A 17,849-nucleotide genomic window follows, 5' to 3' on the forward strand; every position below is an offset into this window, starting at 1 on the left:
CCCTTGCCCGGTTTACTTGTCTTCCACCGTCGCCTTGACGATGTAATCGGGGTCATCGACCACGCCGTTGCGCGCCGCATCGCCCTTCTTGATCTTGTCGACCACATCCATGCCGCTCACGACATGGCCCACGACGGTATATTGCCCGTCGAGATGGGGCGCGGGGGCGAACATGATGAAGAACTGCGAATTGGCTGAGTTCGGATCGGCCGAGCGGGCCATGCCCACGATGCCGCGCTGGAAGGAGATGTTCGAGAATTCCGCCGGAAGGTCGGGCAGATCGGAGCCGCCCATACCGGCCATCGACGTATCTCCGCCCTTCTTGCCGAATTGCACATCGCCCGTCTGGGCCATGAAGCCGTCGATCACGCGGTGGAAGACGACATCGTCGTATTTGCCTTCCTTGGCGAGCGTCATCAGCCGTTCGGCGGATTTCGGGGCCTTGTCGGTGAGCAGGTCGATCACGACCTTGCCCTCGGTCTGACCGCCGATCTTCAGGACGAGCTTCGGCCCGCCGGTATCGGCCACGCCCGAGCTGTCTTGTGCGAAGGCAGCCGGCGCTGCGACGACGAGGCTTGCGGCGGCGGCGAGAACGGTGCGGCGCAGGATATTACGCATCGGCGGCCACCTTCACCGAGATCATCCGGTCGGGGTTCGCCGGCGGCTCGCCGCGCGCGATCTTGTCGACATTCTCCATCCCTTCGATCACGCGGCCATAGACCGTGTATTGACCGTTGAGGAAATGGTTGTCCTTGAAGTTGATGAAGAACTGCGAATTGGCCGAATTCGGGTTTTGCGAGCGCGCAGCGCCCAGCGTCCCGCGATCATGCGGCAGCTTCGAGAATTCCGCCGGAAGATCGGGATATTGCGACCCGCCCGTGCCGGCGCGGCCCGGATTGTAGTCCTTTTCCATATTCGCGTTCGCGACATCGCCGGTCTGGGCCATGAAGCCCTCGATCACGCGGTGGAAGGCCACGTTGTCATAGGCGCCGTCGCGGGCGAGTTGCTTCATGCGCTCGGCATGTTTCGGGGCGACGTCGCTGAGAAGCTCGATCACGACCGGCCCGTCCTTGAGCTCGATGATGATCGTGTTCTCGGGATCCTTGATATCGGCCATTGGGTCCTCCATTGAAATTTGGCCCGACCATAGGAGCGAGGCCCCTGCGCGGCAAGGACAAAGCGCCGCAGTTGGGCCGCGCCCGTTGACGCGACCCATCGCCGCAGGCATGAAGAACGCAAGCCGCGGGAGCGGGCCACATTCACGATGGTCCCCTGCGCCGATAGGGAGAGTGATTTCATGGCTTGGAAAACCCTCGACGAGGTCGATCTGGACGGCAAGGTCGTGCTGGTGCGCGTCGATATCAACGTGCCCGTGGAGAACGGAAAAGTGACCGACGCGACGCGGATCGAGAAGATCGTGCCGACCGTGACTGACATCCTGTCGAAGGGCGGCAAGCCGGTGCTGCTGGCGCATTTCGGTCGCCCCAAGGGGCAGGTCGTGCCCGAGATGAGCCTCGAGCCGCTGGTCCCCGCGCTGGAGAAGGCTCTGGGCTTCCCGGTGAAATTCGCCAAGGACTGCGTCGGCGGCCCCGCGAAGGAAGCCGTGGGCGCGCTGCAGAAAGGCGAGGTTCTGCTGCTCGAGAACACCCGTTTCCACGCCGGCGAAGAGAAGAACGACCCGATGCTGGCCGCCGAGATGGGCGCGCTTGGCGAGGTCTATGTCAATGACGCCTTCTCGGCTGCGCACCGCGCGCACGCTTCGACCGAAGGCATCGCGAAGATCCTGCCCGCAGCCGCCGGTCGCCTGATGGAAGCCGAGCTGAAAGCGCTCGACGCGGCCCTCGGCGACCCCGAGCGCCCGGTGACGGCGGTCGTGGGCGGTGCGAAGGTCTCGACCAAGCTCGACCTGCTGGGCAATCTGGTGGCCAAGGTCGATCACCTGATCATCGGCGGCGGCATGGCGAACACCTTCCTGGTGGCGCAGGGCATCGATGTCGGAAAATCGCTGGCCGAGCGCGACATGGCAGGCACCGCGCAAGAGATCATGGAGAAGGCCAAACACGCCGGCTGCAAGATCCACCTGCCCGTCGACGTGGTCGTGGCGCGCGAGTTCAAGGCGGGCGCCGAGAACGAGACCGTCGCCAATGACGCCTGCCCGGCGGATGCGATGATCCTCGACGCCGGTCCGAAATCGGTCGAGGAAATCGGATCGGTCTTCGAGAACTCGCGCACGCTGATCTGGAACGGCCCGCTCGGCGCGTTCGAGATCGCGCCCTTCGATGCGGCGACCAATGCGGCGGCGGCGAAAGCGGCCGAGCTGACCCGCGACGAGAAGCTGATCTCGGTCGCAGGCGGCGGCGATACGGTCGCGGCGCTCAACAAGGCCGATGCGGCGAAGGACTTCTCCTATATCTCGACCGCGGGCGGCGCTTTCCTCGAATGGATGGAAGGCAAGGTCCTGCCGGGCGTGGCCGCGCTCGACCAGAAAAGCTGAGCCTCACGCCCTGCGACAGGGCGCAGAGACGGACCGGGCCGGGGCTGCGAGAGCGGCCCCGGCCCTTTTCATTTGCGCGTCTTTTCGCGGCGCGGGACGGCGCGCGGCGGCGAGGTCACGCCAAAATTCACGCCATTTCGCGATGTTAGCGTCACCAGCGTTGCATCGATCCGACGCGGAAACTATCCCTTCTGGCAACACCATATCCCGCAGGAGGAATTTCCATGTCCAACGCCAAGCAGACCGAGCAGATGCGCGAGGGCAACGGCTTCATCGCAGCCCTCGACCAATCGGGCGGATCGACCCCCAAGGCGCTGCGGCTCTACGGGATCGAGGAAGACGCCTATAACGGCGAAGAGGAAATGTTCGACCTGATCCACCAGATGCGTGCGCGGATCATCAAATCCCCCGCCTTCACCGGCGAGAAAGTGGTCGGCGCGATCCTGTTCGAGCAGACGATGGATCGCGAGATCGACGGCATGCCCACCGCCACCTATCTTTGGGAAAAGCGCGGCGTGGTGCCCTTCCTGAAGATCGACAAGGGGCTGGAAGCCGAAGAGAACGGCGTGCAGCTGATGAAGCCGATCCCGGGCCTCGACGATCTGCTGTCGCGGGCCGTCAAGGCGGGCATCTTCGGCACCAAGGAGCGGTCGGTGATCTCGGCGGCCAATGTCGGCGGCATCAAGGCGATCGTCGATCAGCAGTTCGAGCTGGGCATGCAGGTGCTGAGCCACGGCCTCGTGCCGATCCTCGAGCCGGAAGTAACGATCTCGATCTCCGACAAGGACGAGGCCGAGCAGATGCTGCTGGCCGAGATCCTGAGCCATCTCGACACGGTGCCCGAGGGCAAGCAGGTGATGCTGAAGCTCTCGCTGCCGACCGAGCCGAACCGCTACAAGCCGCTGGTCGATCACCCGAAGGTGCTGAAGGTCGTGGCGCTCTCGGGCGGCTATTCGCGCGACGAGGCGAACGAGAAGCTGGCCAAGAACACCGGCATGATCGCGTCCTTCTCGCGCGCGCTAACCGAGGGCCTCTCGGCCCAGCAGTCGGACGAGGCGTTCAACGCGATGCTGGAAGAGGCGATCACCTCGATCCACGCGGCCTCGGTGGCAGGGTAAGATCGGTTAACCGATCAGGGGGCTCTGCCCCCACTCCCTGCGGGAGCTCCCCCGGGATATTTGGACCAAGCCGAAGCGGGGCGTCGGGAGGCGGCCCGCTTTTTGCATCGCACGCGCCCTTGCGGCTTCTTGCGCGGAGAGGCTAAAGACACGTTATAGTTGTAGCCCCTAGAGAAGAAAGGCGTAAGCCAGGTGCAACGACATGTCGTTCTGTTTCGTCGCATGGCCCGACCGCTCGCACAGCGCGGCTCGGCCTATATGCGAGCCGAGCAGCTGGTCGACCTGCTTACCCCTCATCTCGATCCGGGGATCACCCTGTCGGTGCGCCCGTTCCATGCGCTCCTGATGCCGCCGATTGCGATGCGGGCCGTGGCGCGCAGCATTCCGCGCGGCTCGCTGTGTATCTTCGTGAAATCCGCCGCGAAACATCTGACGCGCGCCCATCTGGCCCCGCTGCGCAAACGCGAAATCACGGTGGCGCAGGATGTGATCGACATGAAGCTGCGTCATGTGCGGCCCGAATTGTTCGACCTGCTGATCGCGGCCTCGCTGCGCGGCCAACGGGCGCTGCGAGACCTTTGCGCGGACAAGGGGCTGTCCTGCCCGGTCGAGCTGCTGCATCACCATTTCGACCCACGCCTTCTGTCGGTGCCGCTGCCGGAGCGCCACGCCTTCAGCTGCGGCTATATCGGCCGGGCCGACAATGCGATGATCCCCGAAGCGATCCGCGATGCGGTCCAGCAGATCGATATCACGACCGTCGAGGATTTCGAACGCGCCCTGCCCCGGATCGGACAATTCGCGCTGCATTACGGGGTGCGCCCCGGAAGCCAGACAGCGCATGGGGTCGAGCGCGGCTACAAGCCCTTCACGAAGGGCTTCACCGCGGCGGCCTGCAACGCGAATATCCTCGTCAATCGCGATGTCGACGATGCGGCGGAGCTGCTCGGCTCGGACTATCCTTTCCTGACCGATCCGACGCCTGAGAGCATCACCGAGACTTTCCGGCTTGCGCAGGACAGCTATGGCGGGCCGATCTGGGCCGAGGCGCTGGAGCGAATGGACGCGATGCGGGCAACGGTCGAACCAGCGGCCCTGGCGCGGCAATTGGCCGAGATCGTGAACCGCGCAGCGCCGCTTCGCTAAGCCATCCGATCGCCGTGAGACACCTCAGAACCTGAATTCTTTCTTCCGGCCTGAATCCCGAACGATTTTTCCGGAAACGTAAGGGCTCAGATCCGCTTCGATATACTGCCCGTGCATGACCTCTCGGGTGTAATTCATTCTTTCATGATCGAGGCCAGGTGCCGTCCATTGCGAGGAACAAAACCCCTCCCAGGTCTCGACAAATCGGAGCGATGCAACTGTCGGCTGAAACGCGATACAAACGGCCGCTTTCTTATTGATCCCGGACTCCCGGTTATTCGAGAGCGTCGCGATATCCCATTTGGAATCTGGCAACGAAAATTCACCTTCGAGCGATGCATCCGCATCGAGCCAGATGACCGGCCGATTAAGCGTAAGTAACTTGAACTTAATGAAGCTGGGCTTGAACAGACACGCATTTATGCGCCCGCAGGGCGGGATCGTCTCGATTGAATGTGCGACGCCGTGCGCGTCACAGGATTTCTGAAGCGCCTCGCAGAAGCGATCGTAAAACCCGTCGCGCGTCCCGAAAGAGATCACGCAAGGTGCGGCAGTCAACGCATCCCGGTCCGTGCCATATTCAGAAAGATCGATCGTGAGGCCGGGTCTTGGAGCGATGAGGAACTGCCGCCCCAAGGCTCTCGATTTCTTACGCTGACGTTTCGCATCGTAAGACCGTTTGATTTTCTCAAAGAACACTTGCCCCACCTTCCACCCAATCAAGGGCGCTTCCCCGGGAGGCAAACTACTCCGCTTAGCCCTCGCGTACACCCTCAAAATACGCGACCGCCTTGCGATCCTCGACCGGTGCGCGTTCGATCTCGGAGACTTTCGCCAGCACGCGTTTGCGATAGCCCTCGGCGCCGCCGAAATTGATCGGGCCGCGCGCGAGTTTGGTCTCCAGCTCGGCTTTCGAGAGCAGGTAGTAGTGGTTCAGCTGCAGCGGGCTCGAAGTGAAGAAACTCTCCTGCTTGCGCGCGTGGTTCGACACCACCTGCCCCGCCGCGTTGGCCGTGCGGTCGCCCATGTCCACGGTCTCGAAACTATGCACGCCCACCGCCGAGACGCGGGCCGGATCGACGATGCATTTGAAGCGCAGCAGATCGCTGTCGCGGGCGTAGGGAACCGGTGCGCGGTCGGTGAAGGCGCGGGTCACCCAGCCGTCGGGACGCGTCTCATGGCCCGCATGGCCGAACATGTGCCAGGGCAGCGAGATATTGGAGTGATCGCCATGCTGCGTGATCGCCTCCATCAGGCTCAGCCCGGGATCGGGGACGAGGAATTCGTCGATATCGATGAAGGCCATCCGCTCGAAATCGGCGCCGAAGGTCGTCACCGCATGGGCATAGGCTCCGACCTGCTGCGAGATGCGGCGCTCCGTGGCCGGGTCGTAGCCCGCCATGCGCCAGGGGGTCACGGTGACGGACGCCGCGAAGGGCGAGGACGCGATCTTGGCCAGCGTGTCGTCAGTGCAGCCATTGTCATAGAGAAAGACGTGGCGCGCCCCGGCCGCCGTATGAAATTCCAGCCATTCGAGGATGTAGTCGCCCACGTTCTTCACGATGGCGACGAGGGCCAGCCCCTCGCGCCCTTCGGCCGCGGGCGGCGCGGTGATGCCGAAGAGCCGCATCTTCTTCGACCCGATCGCCTTGATGAACCCGGAGATGCTCACATGCGCGCCTTTCCTGCTGCGAAACCTGCCTAGCCAGATGCGCGTGCCGGGGCAAGCCTGTGCGCCTCCGGGGGCTACGCGTGAGAGGCGGGCCGCCCACGGGGCAATCCTGCGTGCAACTCTCCGCGCAAATCAGCGCGCAACGGCGTGCGAAATCTTTGCAGAATTGATCATCCGGGGGATTCCAATGACGAATCACATGTGACATGATTCGAGACACAGGGCCCGTCAGAGGCCGTGGCGCGGGTCTGGGGGACAGGCACGCGACCAGCGAAGAAGCGAGGCAGGACAATGGTGATGAGACGCCCCACGATCGGGCCTCTGATTTTCGTGACCGTGGCAGTGGTGCTGGGCGCCTATTTCGCCTTTGCCGCCGTGCAGGGGCGTTACGGCATTCTCAGCCGCGTGCAGATCGAAGCGGAGATCGACGCCAAGCGCGACGAGCGCGATGCGCTGCGCGCCAAGGTGGATCGGATGGCCAACCTGACCCATCGCCTCTCCGACGATTACCTCGATCTGGACCTCCTCGACAGCCGGGCGCGCGAAGTGCTGGGCGCGATGCGCTCGGACGAGATCGTGATCCGCTGAGAGGCTTCCCGGTCTGCCCATTTTCGCGGCACAAACATCGCTCGAAAACCGCCCCACCGGCCCTAGTTGGAAAGTGAACGCCATTCCTGCCTTGCGATACCGTGGGGTCATTGCCTTCAGCCCGGCATTGCTGTAAGGAATGGTTTAACGCTAAACTATTCCGGCCAAGGGAGGTCTGACCAATGGCAGCACGGAAAGGCTCGGCGAGCGGCGCCAAAGCGGGCGCGAATGTCTCGGCCGAGGAACTCAAGCAATATTACCATGACATGCTGCTGATCCGGCGCTTCGAAGAGAAGGCCGGTCAGCTTTACGGCATGGGTCTGATCGGCGGCTTCTGCCACCTCTATATCGGGCAGGAAGCGGTGGTCGTGGGCCTCGAGGCTGCGGCGAAGGAAGGCGACAAGCGCGTCACCTCCTATCGCGATCACGGGCATATGCTCGCCTGCGGGATGGACCCGAAAGGCGTGATGGCCGAGCTCACGGGCCGCGACGGCGGCTATTCGAAGGGCAAGGGCGGCTCGATGCACATGTTCTCGAAAGAGAAGCATTTCTACGGCGGCCACGGCATCGTCGCGGCGCAGGTGCCGATCGGCGCGGGCCTCGCCTTCGCGGACAAGTACAAGGGCAACGACAACGTCACCTTCACCTATTTCGGCGACGGTGCGGCGAACCAGGGTCAGGTCGCTGAGACCTACAACATGGCGCAGCTCTGGGATCTCCCGGTCGTCTTCGTGATCGAGAACAACCAATATGCGATGGGCACCAGCGTGAAGCGCGCTACCAAGTCGCCCGACTTCTACGAGCGCGGAATCGCCTATGGCATCGCGGGCGAAGAGGTCGACGGGATGGACGTGCTGGCGGTGAAGCAGGCCGGCGAGAAGGCCGTTGCGCACTGCCGCTCGGGCAAGGGCCCCTACATCCTCGAGATCAAGACCTATCGCTATCGCGGCCACTCGATGTCGGACCCGGCGAAATACCGGACCCGCGAAGAGGTGCAGAAGATGCGCGAAGAGCGCGACGCGATCGAGCATATCCGCCAGCTTCTGCTGACCGGCAAGCATGCGACCGAGGACGAGCTCAAGCAGGTCGACAAGGATATCAAGGCGATCGTCAACGGCGCCGCCGATTTCGCCAAGGAGAGCCCCGAGCCCTCCGCGGATGAACTTTACACCGACATCTATACCGATGTCGCGCCGCAGAACGCCTGAGGGGGGAAAGACAGATGGCAACCAAGATTCTGATGCCCGCGCTCTCGCCCACGATGGAAGAGGGCACGCTGGCGAAATGGCTCAAGAAAGAGGGCGACGAGATTTCGGCCGGTGACATCATCGCCGAGATCGAGACCGACAAGGCCACGATGGAGTTCGAAGCGGTCGACGAAGGCACGCTGGGCAAGATCCTCGTCGCGGAAGGCACCTCCGGCGTGAAGGTCAACGACCCGATCGCGGTGATGCTGGAAGAAGGCGAAGACGCCTCCGCCGCCGAAGAGGCCGAAGCGCCGAGCACCGGCTCGGATGCGGCTGAAAGCGACGAGAGCGACGAACCCGCGAAGGCCCCCGCTCAGGCGAAATCGTCGGACGACGACATGCCCAAGCCCGACACCACGCCGGACTGGCCCGAAGGCACGCCGATGAAGACGCAGACCGTCCGCGAGGCGCTGCGCGATGCGATGGCCGAAGAGATGCGCTCCGACGACAGCGTCTTCGTGATGGGCGAGGAAGTCGCCGAATACCAGGGCGCCTACAAGGTCACGCAAGGCCTGCTCGACGAGTTTGGCGACCGCCGCGTGATCGACACGCCCATCACCGAGCATGGCTTCGCCGGTCTCGGCGTCGGTGCGGCCTTCGGTGGCCTGCGCCCGATCGTCGAATTCATGACCTTCAACTTCGCCATGCAGGCGATGGACCAGATCATCAACTCGGCCGCGAAGACGCTGTATATGTCGGGCGGCCAGATGGGCGCGCCTATGGTGTTCCGTGGCCCGAACGGCGCGGCAGCCCGCGTGGCGGCCCAGCACAGCCAGGATTACGGCGCATGGTATGCCCACGTTCCGGGTCTGAAAGTCGTGCAGCCCTATTCGGCAGCCGATGCGAAAGGCCTGCTGAAATCGGCGATCCGCGACCCGAACCCGGTGATCTTCCTCGAAAACGAGATCCTTTACGGGCGTTCGTTCGAAGTGCCGGATCTGGAGGACTTCACCATCCCCTTCGGCAAGGCGAAGATCTGGCGCGAAGGGTCGGATGTCACCATCGTCAGCTGGGGCATCGGCATGAGCCACGCGCTCGAAGCGGCGGACAAGCTCGAGAAAGAGGGCATCGACGCAGAAGTGATCGACCTGCGCACCCTGCGCCCGGTGGATTACGACACGGTGCTCGCCTCGGTGCGCAAGACCAACCGCTGCGTGACCGTCGAGGAAGGCTTCCCCGTGGCAAGCTTCGGCAATCACCTGTCGGCCGTGATCATGGAGCGCGCCTTCGACTGGCTCGACGCGCCGGTGATCAACTGCACCGGCAAGGACGTGCCCATGCCCTACGCGGCGAACCTCGAGAAAATGGCACTCGTGACCTCGGACGAGGTCGTCGATGCGGTCAAAAAAGTCACCTACCGGTAAGGGGATAGCGCAATGGCAACCCAGATTTTGATGCCCGCCCTGTCGCCCACGATGGAGGAAGGCACGCTCGCGAAATGGCTCGTGAAAGAGGGGGACGAAGTCTCCTCTGGCGACATCATCGCGGAGATCGAGACCGACAAGGCCACGATGGAATTCGAGGCCGTGGATGAAGGCGTGATCGGCAAGATCCTCGTCTCGGAAGGCACCTCGGGCGTGAAGGTCAACGACCCAATCGCCGTGCTGCTGGAAGAAGGCGAAGACGCCTCCGCCGTGGACGAGGCCGAGAGCCCCGTTCCCGGGGAAGCACAAGCCGAAGCCGCTGAGGATGCGAAAGAGACCAAGGACGCCGACAACGCGCCCGCCGAAAAGAGCGGCGCGAAGTCGGCCCCGAGCGCCGCGCCGAAGACCGAGAAAGCGCCCGCCGCCCCGCAGGATGCGGATGGCAAGCGCGTCTTCGCCTCGCCGCTCGCACGCCGTATCGCCGCCGACAAGGGCGTCGATCTGTCCGCGCTCAAGGGGTCGGGTCCGAAAGGTCGTATCGTGAAGGCCGATGTCGAAGCCGCCGAAACTGGCAAGGCAGCCCCGGCCAAGGCGGACGCGCCGAAAGCGGAGGCCGCGGCCCCTGCCCCGGCAGCACCGACCGTCTCCTCCTCGGCCATCGCCAAGATGTATGAGGGTCGCGATTACGAGGAGATCGAGCTCAACGGGATGCGCAAGACCATCGCCGCGCGTCTCGCCGAGGCCAAGCAGACGATCCCGCATTTCTACCTGCGCCGCTCGGTCAAGCTCGACGCGCTGATGAAATTCCGCTCGCAGCTCAACAAGCAGCTCGAGGGGCGCGGCGTGAAGCTGTCGGTCAACGACTTCATCATCAAGGCCTGCGCGCTGGCGCTGCAATCGGTGCCGGATGCGAATGCGGTCTGGGCCGGTGACAAGGTGTTCAAGCTGAAGCCCTCGGACGTGGCCGTCGCGGTCGCGATCGAAGGCGGGCTGTTCACGCCGGTGCTGAAGGATGCCGAGGCGAAATCGCTCTCGACGCTGTCGGCGGAGATGAAAGACCTCGCCGCCCGTGCCCGCGACCGCAAGCTCGCGCCGCATGAATATCAGGGCGGCAGCTTCGCGATCTCCAATCTCGGCATGTTCGGGATCGAGAATTTCGACGCGGTCATCAACCCGCCCCACGGCGCGATCCTCGCCGTCGGCGCGGGCATCAAGCAACCGGTCGTGAATGACGAGGGCGAGATCGAAGTGGCGACCGTCATGTCGATGACGCTCTCGGTCGATCACCGCGTGATCGACGGCGCGCTCGGCGCTGAGCTCATGAAGGCGATCTGCGAGAACCTCGAAAACCCGGTGCTGATGCTGGCCTGATCGGGCCGCACAATCTGAAACGCTGGAAAGGGGGGCGCTGCCCCCCTTTTCGCATGCGCGAATTCACCCCCCGGGATATTTCCACCAAGGAGAAGACCCATGCGCGAGGTCTGAATTCGCGAGCGTGCCCATCGCAGACCTGTTCGCGACATGAAAAAAGCGGGGCCGAAGCCCCGCCTGTCTATCCAATGTGAGACATGCTCACTTGCTGTGCAAAAGCTGATCCATCTCGCGCGCGGGACGGTCGCAGCCCGCCTCGCCCACGATCTTCGCGGGCACCCCGGCCACGGTCTTGCAGCAGGGCACGTCTTCCAGCACCACCGAGCCCGCCGCGATCCGGCTGTAATCGCCGACATGGATATTGCCGAGCACCTTCGCACCCGCCCCGATCAGCACGCCATTGCCGATCTTCGGGTGACGCTCTTCGTCTTCCTTGCCGGTCCCGCCGAGCGTCACCGAATGCAGCATCGAGACATTGTCGCCCACGACAGCCGTTTCCCCGATCACGATCGAATGGGCGTGGTCCATCATGATGCCGCGCCCGATCTTCGCGCCGGGATGGATGTCCACACCGAACAGCTCGGAGGTGCGCATCTGCACGAAATAGGCCATGTCGCGGCGACCGTTCGTGAACAGCCAATGCGCGATCCGGTAGCTTTGCAGCGCCTGAAATCCTTTGAAGAACAACAGCGGCTGGATCAGCCGGTGGCAGGCCGGGTCGCGCTCATGCACGGCCACCAGATCGGCCCGCGCCGCCTGCCCCAGGGCGGGATCGGCAGCGAAAGCTTCCTCGGCGATCTCGCGCAGAAGCTGCTCGCTCATCTCCGCCGAGGCCAATTTCATCGAGAAACGATAGGCCAGCGCCCGTTCTAGCGTCGGGTGATGCAAGAGCCCGGCATGGATCAAGGATCCCAGAAGCGGCTCGTCACGCACCGCAGCCCGCGCCTCGTCGCAAATCTGCGTCCAGACCGGATCGACGGTGGTAACTTTGGCCATCTGCTTGTTCATCGGATTACTCCCTCTTCGCGCGCAAGAACTTAACACATAGGCTTTCCGGCGAATAGAGGAAGGGACATTTCGTCATTTCGCTTAAGGGGCTGTCGCGTCAACCGCCACGCGGCTATCCCCGCAGAGACGCAGCCCAGTGCGCGCAGATCGCGCGGATCGCCCGGCCCCGCCTTCGCCCGCGGCAAGCCCAGCGCCATGCTCAGAACCGAGCCGTTTCGCCAGTGCGGATGCGCGCGGCGGAATCGCTTGCAATAGAGGTCCGCCGCATGAACCCGGTCGAGGAGCCGGTGAAGCCGGTCCATGCGCCGCGCATCGGGCCAGAGCATCACCACCCGCGCGAGCGCCATCAGATCGCCGTCCAGCACCGCGCGCATCTCACCCGGTCCAGGTCAGCCGCGCCGGCAGCCCCGGCCCGAAGACATCCGAGATCTGCACCACCTCGAAGCTCGGCGCGCCGATCAACCCGTCTTCCGCGCGCTCTGCCGCGCCATAGGTCCAATCCGGCGCGCTCACGATCACCTCGCGCCGGATCGCCTTCCCCTCGAGCACCCGCACCCGGTAGCGCTCCGACACCTCGCCCAAAGGCACATCCAGCGCCTCCCAGTCGTCGCCCCCGATCCGCGTCCGCCGCACCCAACTCAGCCGCAGATCACCGCCCAGCGCCTGCGCGCGCAAATGACAGGGCGACAAAGGTCGCAGCCCGATGCCCGCAAAGGCTTGAACCGTGTGGATATAGGAGGGGTCATCATAGCCGCGACCGGCAGGCCCCACCCGGTAGTGACGCGCCTGATTTCGCGCCGACGGCGGCACCTCGATCTGGCGGGGCGTCCCGTCGAGCAGCACGACCACCGAACCTTCCGGCCAGGCATCGGGCATCAGCGCATCGCTCCCCGCCTGCCCGCGCAAGCGCATCGAGACATCCCAGACGCCCGGCTCCACCGGCTCGGCGGCCCGGAACTGGAACACCTCCCAGCGATCCGACGAGCCATCCCCAATCGCCATCGCGTTAAGCCCCGCCAGCACACCCTCTTCGCTCGCGCTTTCCAGCCCCCCCGACAGCATCTTCACGCGCAGGCTCGGCCCGCGATCCCAGAGCCCGCTCTGCGCGTGCGGCAAGATCGTCTGTGTCACGCCGATCGCGGCTTGCGTCTCGATCCTGGTATTCAACGCATAGCCCGCATCCTCGAGCGCGGAATACAAAGCTGCAGCTCCCGGCCAAGGGCTCGCCGTCACCGCCAGATGCGGCGCATAAGGGTCTTCCGCGCCTGTCAGCAACGGCAAATCAAGGAATACAGATGTGATCGGCACAGGCGGCGTGAAGCTCTCGATCCGCGCAACCTCGTCGGTCTCTTCCGAGGCCTCATAGATCCCCGGCTCGACCCGGACCGCTTCTATGCGGATCGCCTCGGCGCGCTCCATCCGGTCGATCCGGTAGCGCCGCGCGCCCTCCTCGGTCTGCAGCACCACGACATCCCCCGGCCCGAGCCAGCCCATCGACGGCGGTAGCGTGAACTGCGCCGTATCGCGCGCCACCCGCGCCTCCGAGAGCCAGCGGTTCACGACGCGCATTCCCTCCGCCCGCGTCAGCGCCAGGGGCGCCTCGCTCGCAGAGGCGGGGCCGTTTTCCTCGTTGGGGAAGATCGCTTCGACGGCGCGGGTCTCGAAGCTACCATCTGCCTCGACATAGGCCAGTCGCACGCGTCCCGCGATCTCCGCCTCCGGCGCACGGCGCGTCTCCAGACTCTGATCGTCGCCATCCAGCGCCAGTAACGGAGGCATCACCTCCGCATCGACCGACGCATCGCGCATCCGGAACACCAGCCCCCCGTCGCGCTCCACCGCATCGAAGCCGTAGATTAGGCTCAGCGACTGCAACGCGCCGCGCGGCGTGATCCCCCCGGGCATCGCATATCCGCGCACCACCCCGTGCAGCGCGCTCACATCGAACATCTCGACCCCCGCGAGCGCACAAATCTCGCCCACGACATGCGCCAGAGGCTGCGCCGTCGCCCGCCCTGAAATCCAATGCCCCCGCGCATAATTCGCCGCGTCGTCCCATACCTCCGGCAGACCGGGAAATTGCGGATAGGGCCGCACATCCCACGCCCAGACATGGGCGCGCGCCATATCCACCATCGGACCGCCATAGAACTCCGACACCGGGTTCCGCGCGCCATCCCCCCAATAGGACGTCATCGCCCGCAGATATTGCATCTGGATGTAGTCATCGCGTCGCCCATCCGAGTAATGCGGCAGCGCGCTTTCCGAGCTTTTCGGATCGAGGAACTTGTTCGGCTCGTTCGTACCCTTGTCGATCGCGGCACAGCCCATCTCATCGACCCAGGCCGCGTCGAATTGTGGCCCCCGCAGCGCCTCGGGCTCATAGGCCGAGAAGGCCTGCGCCGTGGCCCCGTTCGGCCAGACGAGCCGCCGTCTTCCCGCTTCCCAATCAGGCCTGCGGTCGGGCGGAGAGCAGGCCAATATCCCGCTCTCCCCCATCACCATCACATCGCGAACCTGATCGAAGGTCTCGCCTACCAGTGCCACGCGCCGCGCCCTTCCGGGGTCGAGCGGGCGTGCGCCTTCGACCTGCGCACGCACCCACTCGGCCCCGGCCCGCGTCTTGCCCGCGCCGCGTCCGCCCATGATCACCCAGGACTTCCAATCCCCTTCGGGCGGAAGCTGATGATCCAACGCCCAGAACTCGAAGATCCAGGGCAGCGCGAGCAATGCATTGTCGTCGAGCCCATCCAGAAACGCCTCGACGCTCTCAGGCGTCGCGGAGGCGAGCCAGGCGGCGCCCGATTTCAGCTCTGGCGGCATCGAAGTCGAGCGCGCCATCGCGCCCGGCGGCGACACCTGCCAGCTGTCTGCGGAGTTTCTCGACACGAGATCGCTCCTCCATCACCAAATGAAAAGCGGTGCGGAGGTCCTTGACCGCCTGCACCGCCGCTTTCGCCTCGGATATGTCGCCGCGCCGCACCCCCTGCAGCGCCTGCGCCAGCTCCTCGGCCACGTCCCGATAGAGCGCTTCGGTCTGATCCAGAAGATCGACCGGCGCCCCCGCCTCGTTCATCTTGTTGTCTTGCATCACTTACGAACCCACCCGTTCCAAGTTGGTCCGTTCGAGAGACATGAAAAAACGCCGTCGGGTTTCCCCGCGGCGCTTGCCCACTTCTCCTAGCATGCCAAATCTCTACCCGAGAGCGTTCGGAAAGTCAAGCTCTAAATTCTGGGTTGTGCGATTCGGCCAAGAAAAAACCCCGGCGCAAACCGGGGTTCTTTCTGCTTTATCAGTTGCTTGACGCATCTTCCTGACGCTGTTTCTCGATCTCGCGCCACTTCGCTACGTTCCGATTGTGCTCCTCGATCGTGCTCGAGAACGCATGTCCGCCGGAGCCATCGGCCACGAAGAACAGGTAGTCGGTCGAATCGGGATGCAGCGCCGCCTCGATGGCCGCCTTGCCCGGATTCGCGATCGGTCCGGGCGGCAGCCCGTCGATGACATAGGTGTTGTAGGGCGTCGCCTTGCGCAGCTCGGACTGGCGCAGACCGCGGCCCAGCACGCCCTTGCCTTCGGTCACGCCGTAGATCACCGTCGGGTCGGTCTGCAGCCGCATCCCCTTCTCGAGACGGTTGATGAAGACGCTCGCCACTTCCGGGCGCTCTTGCGGCACACCGGTTTCCTTCTCGACGATCGACGCCATGGTCAGCGCCTGCTGCGGATTGTCATAGGGCAGCCCCTCGGCACGTCCGTCCCAGGCATCCGCGAGGATCTTCGACTGGCGATCGGCCATCAGATCGATCAGCGCCTGCCGGTCGGCGCCGCGCGTCACCTCGTAGCTGTCAGGTGCGAGCGTGCCTTCGCCCGGCACCCCGTCGATCTTGCCCGACAGGAAGCTCGCTTCCTGCAGCCCCTGCACGATCTGCCAGCTGGTCACGCCATCGACCACCGTCACGCGGGTACGGACATCGACGCGGTCGGCCTTGTCCTCGAACCCTTCGGGCGGTTTCTCGCTCTCGGGATTGTATTCCGCGACCTTCTGATAATCGCCCGTGGTCGGGTCCAGCTCGCGCAGCAGCACTTCGTTGCCGTTCACCCCGATCCGGAACACCAGTTCCGAGCCGCAGGTCGACGGACCGCCCGCGGTGATCTGCCCGACGATGGACTGCATCGAGGCGTTGGGCTCGATCAGATACGAGCCGAATTTCAGCTTGTCGGCCTTTTCCTCATATTGCGCGCCCGTGCGGAACAGATAGGAGGACGAGATCGCCCCCTTGTCTTTCAGAGTAGACGACACGCCCTGCAGGCTTTCGCCCGGCGCGACGCGCAGACACATCGCCTCGGCCAGAGGGCCCGGCTCGACATATTGGTTCTTCGCCCAGGCGACCAACCCGCCAAGCGCGACGAGAATGACGATCAGCAGCGTCAGGAAATTCGAGACGATGTTACGCCACATCAGCTATCCACCTTGCCCATCACGAGGCTCGCATTGGTGCCACCGAAGCCGAAGCTGTTGGACAGCGCGACGTCGATCTTGCGCTTGACCGCAGCCTTCGGCGCGAGGTCGATCACGGCCTCTTCCGGCGGATTTTCAAGGTTCAGCGTCGGCGGTGCTATCTGGTCGCGGATCGCGAGGATCGAGAAGATCGCCTCCACCGCGCCGGCAGCGCCCAGAAGGTGGCCCACGGACGACTTGGTCGAGCTCATCGTGGCTTTGCTCGCCGCATCGCCCAGCAGGCGCTGCACCGCGCCCAGCTCGATCACGTCGGCCATGGTCGAAGTGCCATGCGCGTTGATGTAATCGACCTGATCGGGGTTCAGATCGGCCCGCTCCAGCGCCGCTTTCATCGCACGGAAGCCGCCATCGCCATCCTCGGACGGCGCAGTGATGTGATAGGCGTCGCCCGACAGGCCATAGCCCAGCACCTCGGCATAGATCTTCGCGCCGCGCGCCTTGGCGTGCTCGTATTCCTCCAGCACGACGCAGCCCGCGCCCTCGCCCATCACGAACCCGTCGCGATCGGCATCCCAAGGACGGCTCGCAGCCTCCGGCTCGTTGCCGCGCTTCGTGGACAGCGCCTTACAGGCGTTGAACCCCGCGATGCCGATCTCCGAGATCGGGCTTTCCGCTCCGCCCGCGACCATCACATCGGCATCGCCGAGCATGATCAGACGCGCGGCATCGCCAATGGCATGCGCGCCGGTCGAACAGGCGGTGACGACCGCATGGTTCGGGCCCTTGAAGCCGAAGCGGATCGAGACCTGCCCCGAGACGAGGTTGATCAGCGCGCCCGGGATGAAGAACGGGCTGACGCGGCGGACACCCTTTTCCTTGATCAGAACGGCGGTATCGGCAATCGAGCTGAGTCCCCCGATCCCCGAACCGATCATCACGCCAGTGCGCAGACGGCTCTCTTCGTCCTCGGGCTCCCAGCCCGCATCCTTCACCGCCTGCGTCGCCGCCGTCATCCCGTAGAGGATGAAATCGTCGACCTTGCGCTGCTCTTTCGGCTCCATCCAGTCATCGGCATTGAACGTGCCGTCGGACCCGTCGCCCAGCGGAATCTCGCAGGCGTATTTCGTGGTCACATTGGACGCATCGAAGCGCGAGATCGTCCCCGCCCCCGACTGACCCGCGATGAGCCGCGACCAGGTCTCTTCGACCCCGCAAGCCAGCGGCGTGACCATCCCCAGACCCGTGACTACTACCCGACGCATGCCCGACCTCTTTCTCAGCCAAATATCTTGGCAGACCTGATACACGGGGGCGCGCAAAGGCGCAATCATAACCCATTGCGACAGGCGGGTTACCGTTCAGGACGGACGGCGCGTGAGGG

17 protein-coding genes are annotated in these 17,849 nt (G+C 64.4%); 7 read left to right on the forward strand and 10 right to left on the reverse strand.

Annotated features, from left to right (window positions below; genetic code table 11):
- Nucleotides 1-12: 12 nt before the first annotated feature.
- Nucleotides 13-618, reverse strand: coding sequence for a peptidylprolyl isomerase (locus AXZ77_RS10820; protein ID WP_098411160.1), 606 nt, complete (start codon nt 616-618; stop codon nt 13-15).
- The gene (locus AXZ77_RS10825) at nt 611-1,117 is read right to left on the reverse strand and encodes a peptidylprolyl isomerase (RefSeq protein WP_098411161.1); all 507 of its coding nucleotides are present in this window, start codon (nt 1,115-1,117) and stop codon (nt 611-613) included. Before AXZ77_RS10825 ends, AXZ77_RS10820 begins: the two co-directional genes overlap by 8 nt.
- 180 nt (nt 1,118-1,297) lie before the next feature.
- Between AXZ77_RS10825 and pgk the strand changes: the two genes are divergently transcribed.
- From pgk to AXZ77_RS10840, 3 genes are all read left to right on the forward strand, one after another.
- On the forward strand, nt 1,298-2,494 hold the full coding sequence (gene pgk, locus AXZ77_RS10830; protein WP_098411162.1) for a phosphoglycerate kinase: 1,197 nt from the start codon (nt 1,298-1,300) through the stop codon (nt 2,492-2,494).
- A 224-nt stretch (nt 2,495-2,718) separates the two neighbouring features.
- Entirely contained in the window at nt 2,719-3,612 is an 894-nt protein-coding gene (locus AXZ77_RS10835; protein WP_098411163.1) for a fructose bisphosphate aldolase, read from the forward strand.
- 192 nt (nt 3,613-3,804) lie between these two features.
- Nucleotides 3,805-4,758, forward strand: coding sequence for a hypothetical protein (locus AXZ77_RS10840; protein WP_141536258.1), 954 nt, complete (start codon nt 3,805-3,807; stop codon nt 4,756-4,758).
- Between the two features lie 24 nt (nt 4,759-4,782).
- Here AXZ77_RS10840 and AXZ77_RS10845 read toward each other — a convergent pair whose 3' ends face one another.
- Both AXZ77_RS10845 and AXZ77_RS10850 read right to left on the reverse strand, forming a co-directional pair.
- Nucleotides 4,783-5,457 (reverse strand): hypothetical protein, encoded by a 675-nt coding sequence (locus tag AXZ77_RS10845; protein ID WP_141536259.1) that lies wholly within the window; start codon nt 5,455-5,457, stop codon nt 4,783-4,785.
- Between the two features lie 55 nt (nt 5,458-5,512).
- Nucleotides 5,513-6,430, reverse strand: a complete 918-nt coding sequence (locus AXZ77_RS10850) for a glycosyltransferase family 92 protein (RefSeq protein WP_098411166.1) — start codon at nt 6,428-6,430, stop codon at nt 5,513-5,515.
- 291 nt (nt 6,431-6,721) lie between these two features.
- Between AXZ77_RS10850 and AXZ77_RS10855 the strand changes: the two genes are divergently transcribed.
- From AXZ77_RS10855 to AXZ77_RS10870, 4 genes are all read left to right on the forward strand, one after another.
- Nucleotides 6,722-7,018 carry a septum formation initiator family protein gene (locus AXZ77_RS10855; RefSeq protein WP_176536019.1) on the forward strand — a complete coding sequence of 99 codons (297 nt, stop codon included), beginning with the start codon at nt 6,722-6,724 and terminating at the stop codon, nt 7,016-7,018.
- Between the two features lie 182 nt (nt 7,019-7,200).
- Entirely contained in the window at nt 7,201-8,226 is a 1,026-nt protein-coding gene (gene pdhA, locus AXZ77_RS10860) for a pyruvate dehydrogenase (acetyl-transferring) E1 component subunit alpha (RefSeq protein ID WP_078520888.1), read from the forward strand.
- Nucleotides 8,227-8,240: 14 nt separating this feature from the next.
- Nucleotides 8,241-9,629 (forward strand): pyruvate dehydrogenase complex E1 component subunit beta, encoded by a 1,389-nt coding sequence (locus AXZ77_RS10865; protein WP_098411167.1) that lies wholly within the window; start codon nt 8,241-8,243, stop codon nt 9,627-9,629.
- Between the two features lie 12 nt (nt 9,630-9,641).
- Nucleotides 9,642-11,000: a pyruvate dehydrogenase complex dihydrolipoamide acetyltransferase gene (locus AXZ77_RS10870; RefSeq protein WP_098411168.1), complete on the forward strand. Its 1,359-nt coding sequence runs from the start codon at nt 9,642-9,644 to the stop codon at nt 10,998-11,000.
- A gap of 201 nt (nt 11,001-11,201) precedes the next feature.
- On the opposite strand, the gene cysE is transcribed toward AXZ77_RS10870, so the two are convergent.
- The 6 genes from cysE to fabF all read right to left on the reverse strand — a co-directional run bounded on the left by cysE (nt 11,202) and on the right by fabF (nt 17,730).
- Nucleotides 11,202-12,008 carry a serine O-acetyltransferase gene (gene cysE, locus AXZ77_RS10875; protein ID WP_078540612.1) on the reverse strand — a complete coding sequence of 269 codons (807 nt, stop codon included), beginning with the start codon at nt 12,006-12,008 and terminating at the stop codon, nt 11,202-11,204.
- A 29-nt stretch (nt 12,009-12,037) separates the two neighbouring features.
- Entirely contained in the window at nt 12,038-12,382 is a 345-nt protein-coding gene (locus AXZ77_RS10880; RefSeq protein WP_098411169.1) for a hypothetical protein, read from the reverse strand.
- 1 nt (nt 12,383) lies between these two features.
- A complete protein-coding gene (locus AXZ77_RS10885) occupies nt 12,384-14,897 on the reverse strand; it encodes a glycoside hydrolase TIM-barrel-like domain-containing protein (protein ID WP_176536020.1) in 2,514 nt (837 codons plus the stop codon).
- Nucleotides 14,779-15,099: a hypothetical protein gene (locus tag AXZ77_RS10890; protein WP_255266474.1), complete on the reverse strand. Its 321-nt coding sequence runs from the start codon at nt 15,097-15,099 to the stop codon at nt 14,779-14,781. The genes AXZ77_RS10885 and AXZ77_RS10890 overlap by 119 nt, the downstream gene beginning before the upstream one ends.
- A gap of 202 nt (nt 15,100-15,301) precedes the next feature.
- Nucleotides 15,302-16,468: an endolytic transglycosylase MltG gene (mltG, locus tag AXZ77_RS10895; protein WP_098411171.1), complete on the reverse strand. Its 1,167-nt coding sequence runs from the start codon at nt 16,466-16,468 to the stop codon at nt 15,302-15,304.
- Nucleotides 16,468-17,730 carry a beta-ketoacyl-ACP synthase II gene (gene fabF, locus AXZ77_RS10900; RefSeq protein ID WP_098411172.1) on the reverse strand — a complete coding sequence of 421 codons (1,263 nt, stop codon included), beginning with the start codon at nt 17,728-17,730 and terminating at the stop codon, nt 16,468-16,470. Before fabF ends, mltG begins: the two co-directional genes overlap by 1 nt.
- Nucleotides 17,731-17,849: the final 119 nt, after the last annotated feature.

This window comes from Thioclava sp. ES.031 (assembly GCF_002563775.1).
GTDB lineage: Bacteria > Pseudomonadota > Alphaproteobacteria > Rhodobacterales > Rhodobacteraceae > Thioclava.

Bases quoted from the DNA above. Each gene is read 5' to 3' on its own strand.
- AXZ77_RS10820 (WP_098411160.1), bottom strand. From the start codon at position 618: ATGCGTAATATCCTGCGCCGCACCGTTCTCGCCGCCGCCGCAAGCCTC.
- AXZ77_RS10825 (WP_098411161.1), bottom strand. From the start codon at position 1,117: ATGGCCGATATCAAGGATCCCGAGAACACGATCATCATCGAGCTCAAG.
- pgk (WP_098411162.1), top strand. From the start codon at position 1,298: ATGGCTTGGAAAACCCTCGACGAGGTCGATCTGGACGGCAAGGTCGTG.
- AXZ77_RS10835 (WP_098411163.1), top strand. From the start codon at position 2,719: ATGTCCAACGCCAAGCAGACCGAGCAGATGCGCGAGGGCAACGGCTTC.
- AXZ77_RS10855 (WP_176536019.1), top strand. From the start codon at position 6,722: ATGGTGATGAGACGCCCCACGATCGGGCCTCTGATTTTCGTGACCGTG.
- pdhA (WP_078520888.1), top strand. From the start codon at position 7,201: ATGGCAGCACGGAAAGGCTCGGCGAGCGGCGCCAAAGCGGGCGCGAAT.
- AXZ77_RS10865 (WP_098411167.1), top strand. From the start codon at position 8,241: ATGGCAACCAAGATTCTGATGCCCGCGCTCTCGCCCACGATGGAAGAG.
- AXZ77_RS10870 (WP_098411168.1), top strand. From the start codon at position 9,642: ATGGCAACCCAGATTTTGATGCCCGCCCTGTCGCCCACGATGGAGGAA.
- cysE (WP_078540612.1), bottom strand. From the start codon at position 12,008: ATGAACAAGCAGATGGCCAAAGTTACCACCGTCGATCCGGTCTGGACG.
- AXZ77_RS10880 (WP_098411169.1), bottom strand. From the start codon at position 12,382: ATGCGCGCGGTGCTGGACGGCGATCTGATGGCGCTCGCGCGGGTGGTG.
- AXZ77_RS10890 (WP_255266474.1), bottom strand. From the start codon at position 15,099: ATGCAAGACAACAAGATGAACGAGGCGGGGGCGCCGGTCGATCTTCTG.
- mltG (WP_098411171.1), bottom strand. From the start codon at position 16,468: ATGTGGCGTAACATCGTCTCGAATTTCCTGACGCTGCTGATCGTCATT.
- fabF (WP_098411172.1), bottom strand. From the start codon at position 17,730: ATGCGTCGGGTAGTAGTCACGGGTCTGGGGATGGTCACGCCGCTGGCT.